The following is a 13906-nucleotide window of genomic DNA, read 5'->3' as shown; positions in this document are numbered from 1 at the left end:
GAAGGACTCAGCAAGGGGTGTGCCGCATTGGTCTGCGGGATGGTGTGCGGCGTTAAAGCCGTCTGAGTCCCGCGCCTCCCCCACGCGTCGCCGTCGCAATGCGGCGCATGAAGACCGCGTTCGACAGCATGTCGAGCGCCGCTTCGGCCGCATCGATGTTCCAGTGTGTGTGACCCAGCGCATCCGACGCACCGTCCGCTTCCGCAAAACGCCCATCGAGACTTGCGCCGACCATCGGCAGTTCGCCGTACAACGCGGCGTTAGCGATGCTGCGCACCGTGTCGAGCGCGCTATCGGAGCCTTCGGTGCCGCAGGCCGCAGCCGTCAGATCGACGACGATACCGGCTTGTGACGCAATCGCTTCCGTGCCATTCCAGCGCAACGCGGTCGACGCCGGCACCAGCATTCCAGGCGCGCGATAAGCGGGCCCCTGTGCCGTCGATGCGGCGTCGCGCGTCGTGGTCCAGCACGCGAGCGCGATCAGATCCGCATGCCGCCGATGCGCATCATGCCGCACACCATGACCGACGACCGCGGGCAACCCGGTCCGCTGCAGATAGCGCAGCGTCTTGTACGCGCGGCAACGGCACAGCGGTATGTCCGTGTCGGTGTGCGCGTGGTCGAGCAGATCGGGCACGTGGACGAGAATTTCCAGTTCGTCCTCATAGCGGCCGGCCAGTTCGCGCAAACGCCGTGCCGGTTCCGCATGAATCAGCCGTGGCGCGGCACACGTCAGCAGAACGATCAGACGATCGTCGCGGCCGGTCAGAATCGCGCGGACGCGGCGTCGGGTGTGTTCGATATTTACGCGCATCGTGCCACTCCAGCAGGGATCGACGCGCCGGCACGCGCACGCGGGTAGGAACCGAGGACGCGCAGCGATTCGCCAGCCTGCCGCATCGCGCCAAGCGAGGCGGCCATTGCGGGCTGCGCGCAATGGCCGTCGAGATCGACGATGAAGCGATACGACCACGGCGTTTCGCGCTGCGGCCGCGCTTCCATCCACAGCACGGACACGCCATGCCGTTCGAGCGGCGCAAGCAATCGCGCGAGCGCGCCCGGCCGATGTTCGAGCTGCACGGCGACACTCGTGCGGTCGAAGCCGGTCGGTTCAGGCGTGTGGTGGCCCAGCACGATGAAGCGCGTGCAGTTCGACGGCACGTCCTGGATCGCTTCGGCGGCGATGCGCAAGCCGTAGCGGCGCGCGGCCGCATCGCTCGCGATTGCCGCGTGATGTGCGCTGCCGGCCGCGCGTCGTGCCGCTTCCGCGTTGCTCGACACTTCGACGCGACGCGCACGCGGCGCATGCGCATCGAGCCACGCGCGACACTGCGCAAGCGCCTGCGGATGCGCAAGCACGCATTCGAGCGTATCGAACGTGGCGTGCGCATTTGGCCCATCGGATGCGGTGTCCGAGCACAGCAGACAGTGACGCACCGGCAGCACCGTCTCGCCGACAATCGACGCCGGCGTATCGAACAGCAGATCGAGCGTGCGCGTCACCGGTCCTTCGGTCGAGTTCTCGATCGGCACGACCGTGTGCGTGACGAGCCCGGCTGCGACCGCTTCGAACGTCTCGTCGATCGAGCGGCACGGACGCGTGCGCATGGCATCGCCGAAGCACGCGCGCGCCGCTTCTTCCGAGTACGTGCCCGGCGGTCCCAGGTAAGCCACTTCGCGTTCCGCGATCGACGTATCGTCCACGGTCACTCCCGGTGATAAAGAGGCGTCTGTCTTGAAGCGGCCCGTGCCCTCGAACCCGACCGCGAGCATCAGAGCGAACCCTGGAAGGTCAGCACCTTCTCCTTGAAATCCTCGGGCACGATGGCTGTGCGGTTGGTCGCGTAGTCGAACATCACGTGCGTCGACGCGCCGCGCGCGACGACGGTGCTGTCGTCTCGCTCCATTACATGCTCGAGCTCGAAGCTCTTGCTGCCGAACTTCACGACACTGGAGCGCACCGTGAGGTTGTCGCCGAACAGCGCGGGCGACAGATATTCGCATTGGGTTTTCACCATGATGTGCGGCAGTTTTTCCGAGCGCGGCAGATCGAGCAGATCGAACATGTAGCTGAGATACGAGTGCTGCAGATAGTCGTAATAGACGGGGCTGCTGACGTGCCCCATCGAGTCCGTGTCGCGATATTTGACCTGTATCGGCGTTTCGTAGTGGCGCTTCGACATGACATTTCTCCTGGGGAATTCGCAAAATGTTTTTTGTGCGCGTCTTTTAATGAAAGATGCACACGGCGAAACGTTAAGCGAAAGAGATAGGTGCCGCTACTAATACAATTAACAGGCGATCATATTTTGGGTTTTGAATTATCGACTGTTATCGATTTAGCATTGAAAATACGGTATATCGGGCAGTTTTGATGCTTCGTGGATAAATAAGTCGGGCAAATGACGGGTGGGTATTCGATAACCATCTAAAAGAGTAGGTATTTTAAAAAATCTTATGCTCCTCTTTCATATGAATATTCCGGATTAACTGATAAAGCTATTAGTTGTGCGGGAAATGCGTTCTTTATATAACGGCATCTCCTCCCGTGCGCGGGTCGATCAAAACAGAAAGTGGAGAGATGCGATGCAGCCGTTACCTGCCGCGCTGGACAGTGGTCGCATGAAGCGACTGCCGTCTCCGGTCGACATCATCGAGACGGGGCCACGCGATCCGCGCGCTGCGCGAACGGTCGAGTCGGGTCGCGCGGCGGTCGCCGATGCGCTCGCTGGCCGCAGCGAACGACTGGTCGCGATCGTCGGCCCGTGTTCGATCCACGATCCCGAGGCCGCATGCGACTACGCAGCGCGACTCGCGTATGAACGCATGCGTTATGCGGACGACCTCGAAATCGTGATGCGCGTGTACTTCGAGAAGCCGCGCACAACGATCGGCTGGAAGGGCTTGATCAACGATCCGTATCTGGACGGCAGTCATCGCGTCGACATCGGTCTGCGCACCGCACGCGCGGTGCTGCACGACGTCAACGCGATCGGCGTGCCTACCGCGACCGAATTTCTCGATCCGTTTACGCCGTGCTATCTGCGCGATCTCGTGTCGTGGGGCGCCATCGGCGCGCGCACGACGGAATCGCAGACGCATCGCGAGATCGCGTCGAACCTGCCGATGCCGGTCGGTTTCAAGAACGGCACCGACGGCAACGTGCAGATCGCCGTCGATGCGGTGCGCGCCGCGTCGCGCGAACAATGCTTCGTGACGATCGACTATCACGGCGTCGCGTGCGCGGCGTTATCCGACGGCAATCCGTGGAGCCATGTCGTGTTGCGCGGCGGACGCCAGCCGAACTACGACGCGGCGAGCGTCTCGGCTGCGTGGGATCTGCTCGCGGCGGCGAACGTGTCGACGCGGCTCGTGATCGATGCGAGCCACGCGAACAGCCGGCGCCAGTACATGAACCAGATTCCGGTGTGCGAGGACATCGCCATGCAGATCGCGGGCGGCGATACGCGCATTGCGGGCGTGATGATCGAATCGAATCTGCTCGGCGGTCGTCAGGATCATGTGTCCGGCGGCGCGCTCGAGTATGGGCGCAGCATCACGGATGCGTGTCTGTCGTGGGACGACACGGTACGCACGCTCGATTCGCTTGCGCAGGCCGTGCGCATGCGGCGCCGGATTCACGCAATCGATTCGACGGGCGAGCCTGCGGTTGCTGCGTAGATGCGCGGCAGTTGATGAGGTTGCTTTTCGGTTTGGAGTGCGCCGGTGTTGCTAGCGGCGCTAGCGAGAGTGATAGCAGCAGGAATGGCGGGGTGCGTTGCGCGCTGGATGTCGTACAGCAGCGCGACAGAGTGGCAGCACAGCCGCGCCGCAGCGCGCGCATGCAGAAGCACGCACACCCGCCACGCCGGGCATCACGGCGCCGGTTTGCGTTTCGCGAAGTAATGCGCGGGCGAATCACCGAAGCAGCGGCGAAACATCGCGATGAAATTGCTCGGTGTCGCATAGCCGAGCGAGTCGGCGACGTTCGCGACGCTCTCGCCGCGCGCAAGACGTTCGAGCGCGCGCGTGAGCCGCGCCTGCTGACGCCATTGCGCGAAGCTGCAACCCGTTTCCGCGACGAACAGCCGCGTGAGTGTGCGCGGCGAGAGGCCGGCCCACTCGGCCCATTCTTCGAGCCGGCGAGCGTCGTGCGGCTGCCCGAGGATCGCATTCGCGATGCGCAAGAGACGCCGATCCGCCGGCATCGGCAGATGCAGCGGCTCGTGCGGCGCACGACGCATTTCGTCGAGCAGCACGACGCTCATCCGTTCCTGCTCGACGTCGAGACTGTCCTGGTCGGCCCACGACACCGTGCGTCGCACCAGCGCGCGCATCAGTTCGCTGATGCTGATCACGCACGGCTGCTCGGGGAGGCTGCGGCTTGCGTCGGGTGAGATCACGACGCTCCATCCGCTGAGTGCGCCGCTGATGCTGACCTTGTGCTGTTCGCCGGGCGGAATCCAGCCCGCACGATGCGGCGGCAATAACCACGAACCGTGCTGGGTCCGCACGTGCGCGAGTCCGCTTTCGACGCAGAACACCTGGCCGCGCAGGTGCCGATGCCAGTCGACTTCACGCGTGCCGAGACGGTATTCGCCGCTGCCCTGGTCTTCGCCCCATACGGCGATCAGTGACGGACCGTCCGCGCGTTCGCTCGGATCGGACACCGCTGAAACCGCGCGGACGGGCGAAGCAATCGACATGGCTGGAATTCAGTAGTTTTTGGCCAAACAACGTTATCAGCTTTCTCGCGGTGCGTCTAACAATGGGTCTCATTCCACATCATCATGGGACGGAGCGTTCGATGGAACGGCAGGCAACGCAGTTCGACAATCACGCGATACGCATCGCACGGGGGCCGTCGCGGGTGGTATCGGCGGTGCTGCTCACGTTCACGCTCGGCGCATGCGTGAACAGCGCCGGGCTCGCGCCGGTCGGCAAGCTCGCCGACCCGACGGCGTTGCACGCGACGCAAAGTCTCGCGGGCACCGCCGCGACGACATGGCCCGCCGCCGACTGGTGGACCGGTCTCAACGATCCTCAACTGAATGCGCTGATCGACGAAGCGCTTGCAGGCAATCCCGATCTCGCCAGCGCGGAAGCGCGTGCCCGCGATGCGCAGGCGCAGGTGACGGCCGCGAACGCGCGTCGCATGCCGACTGTCACCGCGAACGGCAACTTCGTCGGCCAGCGCCAATCGGGCACCGTGTTCAGCGAGGACGAGGGCGGCGGATTTTTCTATCACACGCGCGAACTCAATCTCGGCTTCAACTGGGATCTCGATCTGTGGGGCGGTCGCCGTGCCGCGTGGGTCGCCGCGCTCGGCGAAGCGCGTGCCGCGCAGGTCGATGCGCAGGCGGCGCGCATCGTGTTGTCGGTGAACGTCGCGCGCGCGTACGCGAATCTGCATTACGCGTACGCGCAGCAGGACGTCGCCGACGCGGAGTTTCATCGCGCGGACGATGCGCTCGATCTGACGCGTCAGCGCGTCGGTCGCGGCCTCGACAATCGCGCGCAGTTGAAGCAGGCCGACAGCGAGGTCGCAACCGCCGTGCAGCAACAGGCGTTGGCCGCGCGTGCAGTCGATAGCGCGCGTATCGCGCTGGCCGTGCTGCTCGGCGCAGGCCCCGACCGCGGACTGTCGATCGCACGGCCGGCTGCGTTACCGGTCGCCGCGCTCGCGGTGCCGGCCGCTCTGCCCGCCGAACTGCTCGGCCGTCGCGCCGATATCGTCGCCGCGCGCTGGCGTGTCGAGGCGGCGAGCAAAAACATCGACAGCGCGAAGACCGATTTCCTGCCGAACGTGAGCCTCGCCGCGATGATCGGCCTCGCGACGCGCGGCGGCGCGTCGCTGTTTCAGGCGGCGTCGCGCGAATACCGCATTGCGCCTGCAATCAGTCTGCCGCTGTTCGACGGCGGCGCATTGCGCGGCAACCTCGCGCATCGCGATGCGCAATACGACCTCGCGGTTGCGCAATACAACAAGACGCTGATCGGCGCGCTCGGCGAAGTGACCGATGCGCTGCACGGTCTGCGTTCGCTGTCGTTGCAAGTCGATGCGCAACAACGCGCGCTCGATGCCGCTACCGAAGCGTGGCAGCTCGCGGATCAACGGTATCGCGCGGGCGTCGGTAGCTATCTCGATGCACTGACTGTCCGTCAACAACTGCTCGACGCCGACCGTCAGATGGCCGCGCTGCGCGCACAGCAGATCGATTTGTCGTTGCAGTTCGTCGGTGCGTTGGGTGGCGGCTTCAGGCCCGCCACCGACGATACCGCGCTGGCTGCTGCGTCTTCCTCTTCATCTTCCCGTCAGTGAACTCACGCCATGAGCAACGATAAAGAAGCCGTTCAGGATCTCGAGCGCCCGCAGGCGTCTGGTGGTGCTTCAACTACCGCGCGTCGCGAGCCGGCTGCAGAGCAGCAGAATGCTCCGCGTGCGCCGGAAGCGCCCTCGGTTGCACCAGGCGCCCAGGGTGCACCCGCGAACAGCGCGAAAGGCACCCCCGGCGCATCGACTCCACCGCCCCCATCGAAACGCCGCCGCGTGCTGCTGACGCTCGTCGTCGGCGCGTTTGCGGTCGGCATTGTCGTGTGGGCCGGATGGTACGGGCTCGTCGGACGCTGGTACGAAGACACCGACAACGCATACGTACAGGGCAACGTGGTCGAGATCTCACCGCAGGTGCAGGGCACGGTCGTATCGATCGATGCGGACGACGGCGATCTCGTTCACACCGGCGCCGCGCTTGTGCGGCTCGATCCGAGCGACAGCCAGGTCGCGCTGTCCGCGGCGCAGGCCGATCTCGCAAGCACCGTGCGCAAGGTGCGCGGTCTGTACAGCAACGAACGCGGCCTCGCGAGCACGATCGACGGCGCGCAGGCGGAACTCGACGCACGCCGCGTCGCGCTCGACAAGGCGCGTGCCGACTACGAACGCCGTCGCGGCCTCGGCCGTTCCGGCGCGATCTCCGACGAAGAGCTCGCGCACGCACACGACACACTCGTCTCCGCACAGAGCGCATTCGCCGGCGCGCAAAGCTCGCTGTCCACGCTGACGCAGCAATATCAAACGAGCAAGGCGCTCGTCGACGATACGGTCGTCGCTTCGCATCCCGACGTCGAAGCGGCCGCCGCGCGGTTGCGCAGCGCGTACCTCGACAACCTGCGCGCGACGCTCGTCGCGCCGGTCACCGGTTACGTCGCGAAGCGCACCGTGCAGTTGAGCCAGCGCGTCGCGCAGGGCACGCCGTTGATGGCGGTGGTGCCGCTGCGCGAGGTGTGGGTCGATGCGAACTTCACCGAGAAGCAGCTCGAGCACATGCGCATCGGTCAGCCGGTCGAACTGCGCGCGGATCTGTACGGCGGCTCGATCACGTACAAGGGCCGCGTGCAGAGTCTCGGCATCGGCACCGGCAGCGCGTTTTCGCTGCTGCCCGCGCAGAACGCGACCGGCAACTGGATCAAGATCGTGCAGCGTCTGCCGGTGCGGATCGAATTCACCGACCCTGCGCAGCTCGACAAACATCCGCTGCGCGTCGGGCTGTCGATGCGCGCGTCGGTGAATCTGCACGACCAGAATGGCCCGATGCTCGCGCGTCAGTCGCCGCAGGGGCCGATCTTCAGCACGGACGTGTATCGCCGGCAGTTGCAGAGCGCCGATGAACTGATCGCGCGCGTGATTCAGCAGAACCTGCCGCCGAGTCGCGTCGCTGCTACTACGCCTGCCGCTGCAACGAGGCTGCAATGAGCGGACCGACGCCGGCCGCGGGCCAGGCGGGCCAGGACTTCCGCCCGCGCAGCATCGTACTGACCACGCTCGGGCTCGCGCTCGCGGTGTTCATGCAGGTGCTCGACGGAACGATCGCGAACGTCGCGCTGCCGACGATCGCGGGCAATCTCGGCGTGAGCACGAACCAGAGCGCGTGGGTCATCACGACGTTTTCAGTGAGCAATGCGATCGCGTTGCCGTTGACCGGTTTTCTCGTGAAGCGCTTCGGTCAGGTGCGGCTGTTCGTATGCGCGACGCTGTGCTTCACGTTCGCGTCGCTGCTGTGCGGGCTCGCGCAGAGCTTGCCCGCGCTGATCGCATTCCGTGCGCTGCAGGGCGCAGTCGCCGGTCCGATGATTCCGACGACCCAGGCGCTGATGCTGTCGATCTACCCGCCGCAAAAGCGCGGTTTCGCGCTGTCGATGATCGCGATGGTCACGGTCGTCGCGCCGATCGCCGGGCCGTTGCTCGGCGGCTGGATTACCGAGAGCTATTCGTGGCAGTGGGCGTTCCTGATCAACGTGCCGATCGGTATTTTTGCGTGCGCGGTCGTGCAGCAACAGATGCAAGGGCGCCCCGAAACGACGGTGAAGTCGCGCGTCGATTACGTCGGGCTCGCCGCACTCGTGCTTGGCGTCGGCGCATTGCAGGTCGTGCTCGATAAAGGCAACGACGCGGACTGGTTCAACTCGACGTTCATCGTGTGGATGTCGGTGGTCGCGGCGTTCGGCATCGCCGTGTTCCTGATCTGGGAACTGACCGAGGCGAATCCGATCGTCAATCTGCGGCTCTTCAAGCATCGCAACTTCGCGGCCGGCACGGTCACGCTGGTGCTCGCGTATTCCGCGTTCTTCGCAGTCAACGTGATCGTGCCGCAATGGTTGCAGCGCACGCTCGGCTATACCGCGTTCTGGGCCGGTCTCGCCGCCGCGCCGATGGGCGTTATTCCCGTGCTGCTTACTCCATTCATGGGCAAGTACGCGCCGCGTTTCAACATGCGCATCCTGGTGTGCTGCGCGTTCGCGATTCTCGGCAGCGCATCGTTCCTGCGCGCGCAGTTCCTGCTCGACGTCGACTTCCAGCACATCGCGATGATCCAGCTGCTGCAGGGCCTCGGCCTGGCGCTCTTCATCATGCCGATCAACAGCATTCTGCTGTCCGATCTGAAGCCCGACGAGATCGCCGCGGGCTCCGGACTATCGACGTTTCTCCGCACGCTCGGCGCGAGCTTCGCGGTATCGATCACGTCGTTCCTGTGGGAGCGGCGCGCGGTCGAGCATCACGCGCGGCTCACCGAGGACATCAGCGTGTTCGATCCCGTCGTGCGCGGCTGGCTGCGCGCGCTCGGCAACGGCGACCCGCAGCGCGCGTACGTGTTGATGGACCGGATGGTCGACGCACAGGCCTATCAGATTTCGTTCAACGACGTCGCATTCGCGCTCGGCTGGGTTTACGTCGCGGTGATCGCGGTCGTCTGGCTTGCGAAGCCGCCGTTCGGACCACGCGCTGCACCTTCTGCTGCTCCCGCCGCTGCGCGGCGTTGAGCAGAACCGCTTCTCAATCGTTTTTAAGGAGTAAGCATGACTAACGACGCATCACTCGATTCCCGCCGTCCCGACACGGCAGGAGACACCGCTCAACCCCTCGCGACCCTCGAAGTCTTCGACGTCAGTGAGTTTCCCCTCGTGATCGCGCTCAACGACGCGATCGTGGCCGGCTACGCGCCGCGCTGGGAACGGGACATGAACGTGCTGGTGCAACAGGACCGACCGTTCGTGCTGTTGTTCGTGTCGCCGCGCCCCGAAGAACCGCACGAGGACCGCAAGCATCGGGGGCTGTGGCTCAAACAGCACAAGGACGATCTTGCCCGCGTGTGCAAGGCACTGATCACCGTCGAGCCTGACGCTCAGGAACGCGAAGCGAGCAACGCGAACGCGGCCGCGATGTCGAAGGCATTCGGCATGCCGCTCGAAGCGATCGCGACGCTTGCCGAAGCAAAAGAACGAGGCCTGCGGCTGGTTGCAGCGGGAGACTAGTGCAGCCGTTCCGGCCGCGAACCTGAGAGAAGTCGGGACGGTTGTTTCAGTACACCTGTTTTAAAAACAATATGACGGGAGTAGCGAAATGAATGGCCTGGATTGTATGGAGTTGCTGACGCCGGAAGATGACGAGGCGCTGTGCCATCGTATCGGCGAGGCAACCATGAACATGGGTTTCGAAAAGGTGATGTTCGTCGTGCTGCCGTTTCAGAGCGCATCGCTCGACGTCGCGTATGTGTGGACCAACTGCGCGCCCGAATGGACGTACCGCTATCGACAGCAGTCGTTCGATCTGCTCGATCCGATGCTCCGGCATTGCTTTCGATCGACGGTACCGTTCATCTGGGACGCGACCTGCTTCGTGACGCCGGCACAACGTCAGCTGTACGACATTGCACGCGGACACGGCATGTCGAGCGGTGTCACGCTGCCGGTGCGCGGCATCAAGGGCGAACTCGGCATGTTCACGTGCGCGACGAGCGACGATATCGATACGACGCGCGATCGTTGCGCGAACAGTCTCGCGTGTCTGTCGCTGCTGCGCGACATCGTCACCGATACGCTCGCGCGACGCGCATTCGACACACGGCTGAACGGCGTGCCGCGTCTGAGCCGCCGCGAAGCCGAGTGCCTGAAATGGCACGCGGCGGGCAAGACGTCGTGGGAGATCGGGCATATCCTCAACGTGACGGAGTCGTGCATCAATTTCCATTTCACGAACATCCGCCGCAAGTTCAACGTGTCACGTCGACACGAGGCGGTGCTGAAGGCGATCGAGTGGGGGCTCATCAACGTCACCGAGGGAGGAGCGCATATGCATAGTTGATGTTGTCGCTGTCGTAGCAGATGCGAGCCACACGTCGAGAAACGTGCTGAGCCATGCGGCTGTCGCACGGTTGTGGCGGAAGCCTTCGTGCTGCTGCGTCGACAGATCCTGCGCACCGGGCAGGGTCAGCTTGTGCGACGCGGCCGTGCTCCAGCGGCGCATCATCTGGTAGCTCACTTCGGGATGGAACTGCACGCCGTACGCGCTGCGCCCATACCGCACCGCCTGGTTCTCGAAGCGCTCGCTCGTCGCGAGCCGCTCGAGACCGGCGACACTGTCGAACCCCTCCCGATGCCACTGATACACGCGCTCCGGCCAGTCGCAGAGCGCGCGTCCTGCGGGCGTCGGCTGGATCGGCCAGTAGCCGATCTCGAAGAAGCCTTCGCGATTCGGCACGACCTGTCCGCCGAGATGGCGGATCATCATCTGCGCGCCGAGACACACGCCGAGGAACGGCGCTTCTTCACGCAGCGGCACGCCGATCCAGTCGGTCTCCTTGCGGATCCATGCATCGGAATCGTTCGCGCTCATCGGGCCGCCGAAAATCACCGCGCCCGCATGCTCGGCCATGGTGTCGGGCAGACGGTCGCCGAGCGGCGGACGGCGGATGTCGAGTGCATGGCCGCGTTGCATCAGCAGCCGACCGATGCGCCCCGGACTCGACTGTTCGCGATGCAGGACGATCAGGATCGGACGTAGCGTGGACATGGAATGAGCGAGAGAGTGTGTGTGAGTTAGCCGGGTTGTCCGCGCAGTGCCTCGTAAGACACCATCACGTGCTCGCGATACGCGGGACGTTCCTGCAGACGGCGATACCACGCTTCGACGTTCGGCAGCAGCGGACGCTCGATGTCGAGCGTGAAATAGCGGTACAGCGTCGCGCCGGCGGGAATGTCGCCGAGGCCGAACGTTGCGCCGCCGAGAAACGGTTGCGTCGCGAGTACGCGATCCAGGACGCCAAGATGACGCCAGCTACGCGCAGCCTTGTCGCGCACGAGGGCCCAGTCGCGTTGAGCCTCGGGCGTGCGCACGAGTGCCCAGAACAGGCCGGTCATCAGATCGGGTTCGAGCGTGCCTTGCGACCAGTCCATCCAGCGCTCCGCGCACGAACGCGTGAACGGATCGTCGGACCACAGCGTGTGACCGGGTATGCGCGCGGCGAGAAAGCGCAGGATCGAATGCGATTCCCACACGATCTGTCCATCGAGGTCGACGACCGGAATGCGGCACGCGGGATTCAACGTGGCGAACTCAGGGGTATCGCAGCTGCCGAATTCGCCGCCGGCTGGAATATGCCGATGCACGAGCCCGAGTTCGCCGGCGAGCCACAGCACTTTCTGTACGTTGAACGAGCTGCGGCGTCCCCAGATGGTCAGCATGCGGCGGTGCTCCGCTTCGGTGTTTCTGCATGCGCCATCACATGCGAGCAGCGTTCGAAGCCTGCGGCGAGGTCGGCGATCAGATCGTCGGGATCTTCGAGACCGACGTGCAGCCGCACACCGCGACCGCCCGCGGGCCAGCGTGTGTCGAGCCGATGCGCGTCGAGTTCGAACGGCACGACGAGACTTTCGAATCCGCCCCACGAATAGCCGAGTCCGAACAGCGCGAGCCCATCGAGCAGTGCTTCGAGCGCGACGTCCGGCATCGGTTGAAGAATCACCGAGAACAGTCCGGACGACCCCGTGAAATCGCGGCGCCAGATGTCGTGGCCGGGGCAATCGTCGAATGCGGGGTGCAGTACTGCTTGCACCTCGGGACGCTGCTTGAGCCAGTGCGCAACTTGCAACGCATTCTGCTGGTGCTGCCGCAGCCGCACACCGAGCGTGCGCAGGCCGCGCAGCGCGAGGTAGACGTCGTCGGGGCCGACGCACAGGCCGAGGTCGCCGTGCAGATGTTTCAGCGCAGGCCACGCAGCCGACGTCGCCGACACGCTGCCGAGCATCGCGTCCGAATGTCCGACCAGATACTTGGTGCCCGCGTGAATTGACAGATCGACGCCGTGATCGTGCGGCCGGAAAAAGAGCGGTGTCGCCCAGCTGTTGTCGGCGAGCACGGTGAGCCCGTGTGCGTGACCGATGCGCGCGAGCGCCGCGACGTCCTGCACTTCGAACGTGTACGAGCCCGGCGATTCGACATAGAGCGCGCGCGTCTGCGGACGCAGCAGCGTTTCGATCGATGCATGCGCGAGCGGGTCGTAGTAAGTCGTCTCGATGCCGAGCCGCGCGAGCACGCCGTCGCACGCATGCCGCACCGGGCCGTAGACCGATGCGGTGACGAGCACGTGATCGCCGGGCTTCAGGCACGACAGCAGCGCGAGCGTGCATGCGGAGAGTCCCGATGGACACAGCACCGCGCCTACGCCGCCTTCGAGTTCGACGATCGCGTGTTCGAGCGCATCCGACGTCGGCGTGCCGCGCCGCCCGTAGATGTATGGCTGGGTCCGTTGCAGCATGTCCTTTACCGTGGGACTCAGCACCGTCGACGCATGAAACACCGGCGGGTTCACGAAGCCATGCCACGCGGCAGGCGAGCGGCCCGCGAGCGTGAGCCGCGTGTCGTCGCCGTACGCGGGGTCGATCGCGTGGGCGGTCGGAGCCGGCGCGGCGATTTTCACGGCCATAGCAGGCACCGTTCCCATTGCTGACCCGAACGCCGATAGAGCAGTCGCGTAAAGCGTCGATCGGCATCGGAGCGCCAGAATTCCGCTTCCTGCGGCGCGAGCGCGTAGAGGCTCCAGTGCGGCGACGCGAGCTGCGGCTGTGCGGCAATGCGCGCGAGCTGCGCCTGAATCGCGTTCTGCAGATCGGCCGGATCGTTGAGCGGTTCGCTTTGATGACCCGCGAGAATCGCGGCGCGCGAACGCTCGGGGCGGCTGAAGAAATCGGCAGTGCCGATGTCGTCCGGCAGACGCTCGATCATGCCGCGCAGCCGGATCTGCATCGCGAGCGCGGGCCAGTAGAACGTCAGCGCGGCCTGCGGCCGTTCCGCGAGCTGGCGACCCTTCGGGCTCGCGGCACTTGCCGCGAACTGCCAGCCGCGCTCGTCGACGTCCAGCAGCACGACCGAACGCGCATCGGGCGAACCGTCGCCGCGCACCGTCGACAGCGTCATGACCTGCGGTTCCTGCGCACCGGCCGTGAGCGCGGCGTCGAGCCATTCGACGAACAGCGCCTGCGGCGTATTCGGCGCACGGGCCGTATCGAAGCTGCCGGAAGCACCGGCGAGCGTCTTCAGCGATTTGAGTCGGGAGGAAAGGGTGTCCATGAT

General features: G+C 65.0%; 14 protein-coding genes. 6 read left to right on the top strand and 8 right to left on the bottom strand.

Features of this window, described 5'->3' with window-relative positions; genetic code table 11:
• Nucleotides 1-52: 52 nt before the first annotated feature.
• The 3 genes from E1748_RS07195 to E1748_RS07185 form a co-directional block, all read right to left on the bottom strand.
• Complete coding sequence (locus E1748_RS07195) at nt 53-814, bottom strand: hypothetical protein (protein WP_133646415.1); 762 nt, start codon at nt 812-814, stop codon at nt 53-55.
• Nucleotides 805-1704 carry a prephenate dehydratase gene (gene pheA, locus E1748_RS07190; RefSeq protein WP_166653513.1) on the bottom strand — a complete coding sequence of 300 codons (900 nt, stop codon included), beginning with the start codon at nt 1702-1704 and terminating at the stop codon, nt 805-807. The genes E1748_RS07195 and pheA overlap by 10 nt, the downstream gene beginning before the upstream one ends.
• A gap of 68 nt (nt 1705-1772) precedes the next feature.
• A complete protein-coding gene (locus E1748_RS07185) occupies nt 1773-2183 on the bottom strand; it encodes an acyl-CoA thioesterase (RefSeq protein WP_133646413.1) in 411 nt (136 codons plus the stop codon).
• A gap of 439 nt (nt 2184-2622) precedes the next feature.
• Here E1748_RS07185 and E1748_RS07180 point away from each other — a divergent pair, with 439 nt between their 5' ends.
• Nucleotides 2623-3681, top strand: coding sequence for a 3-deoxy-7-phosphoheptulonate synthase (locus tag E1748_RS07180; RefSeq protein WP_240766390.1), 1059 nt, complete (start codon nt 2623-2625; stop codon nt 3679-3681).
• Between the two features lie 194 nt (nt 3682-3875).
• On the opposite strand, the gene E1748_RS07175 is transcribed toward E1748_RS07180, so the two are convergent.
• Entirely contained in the window at nt 3876-4706 is an 831-nt protein-coding gene (locus E1748_RS07175) for an AraC family transcriptional regulator (RefSeq protein ID WP_133646411.1), read from the bottom strand.
• A 101-nt stretch (nt 4707-4807) separates the two neighbouring features.
• Between E1748_RS07175 and E1748_RS07170 the strand changes: the two genes are divergently transcribed.
• From E1748_RS07170 to E1748_RS07150, 5 genes are all read left to right on the top strand, one after another.
• Nucleotides 4808-6322, top strand: coding sequence for an efflux transporter outer membrane subunit (locus E1748_RS07170; protein ID WP_133646410.1), 1515 nt, complete (start codon nt 4808-4810; stop codon nt 6320-6322).
• Between the two features lie 9 nt (nt 6323-6331).
• A complete protein-coding gene (locus E1748_RS07165; protein WP_133646409.1) occupies nt 6332-7753 on the top strand; it encodes an HlyD family efflux transporter periplasmic adaptor subunit in 1422 nt (473 codons plus the stop codon).
• Complete coding sequence (locus tag E1748_RS07160; RefSeq protein ID WP_133646408.1) at nt 7750-9318, top strand: DHA2 family efflux MFS transporter permease subunit; 1569 nt, start codon at nt 7750-7752, stop codon at nt 9316-9318. Before E1748_RS07165 ends, E1748_RS07160 begins: the two co-directional genes overlap by 4 nt.
• Nucleotides 9319-9354: 36 nt before the next feature.
• Nucleotides 9355-9810, top strand: coding sequence for a hypothetical protein (locus E1748_RS07155; protein WP_205965203.1), 456 nt, complete (start codon nt 9355-9357; stop codon nt 9808-9810).
• Nucleotides 9811-9898: 88 nt separating this feature from the next.
• Nucleotides 9899-10639: a helix-turn-helix transcriptional regulator gene (locus tag E1748_RS07150; RefSeq protein WP_133646407.1), complete on the top strand. Its 741-nt coding sequence runs from the start codon at nt 9899-9901 to the stop codon at nt 10637-10639.
• Here the strand turns inward: E1748_RS07150 and E1748_RS07145 are convergent.
• The 4 genes from E1748_RS07145 to E1748_RS07130 are packed head-to-tail and all read right to left on the bottom strand — an operon-like array spanning nt 10556 to nt 13903.
• A complete protein-coding gene (locus E1748_RS07145) occupies nt 10556-11347 on the bottom strand; it encodes a glutamine amidotransferase (protein ID WP_133646406.1) in 792 nt (263 codons plus the stop codon). The two genes, E1748_RS07150 and E1748_RS07145, sit on opposite strands and share 84 nt — an antisense overlap.
• Nucleotides 11348-11373: 26 nt before the next feature.
• Complete coding sequence (locus E1748_RS07140; RefSeq protein WP_133646405.1) at nt 11374-12018, bottom strand: glutathione S-transferase family protein; 645 nt, start codon at nt 12016-12018, stop codon at nt 11374-11376.
• Entirely contained in the window at nt 12012-13259 is a 1248-nt protein-coding gene (metC, locus tag E1748_RS07135; RefSeq protein WP_133646404.1) for a cystathionine beta-lyase, read from the bottom strand. The genes E1748_RS07140 and metC overlap by 7 nt, the downstream gene beginning before the upstream one ends.
• Nucleotides 13250-13903, bottom strand: a complete 654-nt coding sequence (locus E1748_RS07130) for a pyridoxine/pyridoxamine 5'-phosphate oxidase (RefSeq protein WP_133646403.1) — start codon at nt 13901-13903, stop codon at nt 13250-13252. The genes metC and E1748_RS07130 overlap by 10 nt, the downstream gene beginning before the upstream one ends.
• Nucleotides 13904-13906: the final 3 nt, after the last annotated feature.

Source organism: Paraburkholderia flava (assembly GCF_004359985.1).
Classification (GTDB): Bacteria; Pseudomonadota; Gammaproteobacteria; order Burkholderiales; family Burkholderiaceae; genus Paraburkholderia; species Paraburkholderia flava.
This window is presented reverse-complemented; position numbering and strand designations above follow the sequence as displayed.

Excerpts from the sequence above, each read along its gene's own strand:
- E1748_RS07150 (WP_133646407.1), top strand. The coding sequence starts at position 9,899 with ATGAATGGCCTGGATTGTATGGAGTTGCTGACGCCGGAAGATGACGAG.
- E1748_RS07165 (WP_133646409.1), top strand. The coding sequence starts at position 6,332 with ATGAGCAACGATAAAGAAGCCGTTCAGGATCTCGAGCGCCCGCAGGCG.
- E1748_RS07140 (WP_133646405.1), bottom strand. The coding sequence starts at position 12,018 with ATGCTGACCATCTGGGGACGCCGCAGCTCGTTCAACGTACAGAAAGTG.
- E1748_RS07185 (WP_133646413.1), bottom strand. The coding sequence starts at position 2,183 with ATGTCGAAGCGCCACTACGAAACGCCGATACAGGTCAAATATCGCGAC.
- E1748_RS07130 (WP_133646403.1), bottom strand. The coding sequence starts at position 13,903 with ATGGACACCCTTTCCTCCCGACTCAAATCGCTGAAGACGCTCGCCGGT.
- E1748_RS07180 (WP_240766390.1), top strand. The coding sequence starts at position 2,623 with ATGAAGCGACTGCCGTCTCCGGTCGACATCATCGAGACGGGGCCACGC.
- E1748_RS07175 (WP_133646411.1), bottom strand. The coding sequence starts at position 4,706 with ATGTCGATTGCTTCGCCCGTCCGCGCGGTTTCAGCGGTGTCCGATCCG.
- E1748_RS07145 (WP_133646406.1), bottom strand. The coding sequence starts at position 11,347 with ATGTCCACGCTACGTCCGATCCTGATCGTCCTGCATCGCGAACAGTCG.
- E1748_RS07160 (WP_133646408.1), top strand. The coding sequence starts at position 7,750 with ATGAGCGGACCGACGCCGGCCGCGGGCCAGGCGGGCCAGGACTTCCGC.
- E1748_RS07170 (WP_133646410.1), top strand. The coding sequence starts at position 4,808 with ATGGAACGGCAGGCAACGCAGTTCGACAATCACGCGATACGCATCGCA.
- E1748_RS07195 (WP_133646415.1), bottom strand. The coding sequence starts at position 814 with ATGCGCGTAAATATCGAACACACCCGACGCCGCGTCCGCGCGATTCTG.
- E1748_RS07155 (WP_205965203.1), top strand. The coding sequence starts at position 9,355 with ATGACTAACGACGCATCACTCGATTCCCGCCGTCCCGACACGGCAGGA.
- metC (WP_133646404.1), bottom strand. The coding sequence starts at position 13,259 with ATGGCCGTGAAAATCGCCGCGCCGGCTCCGACCGCCCACGCGATCGAC.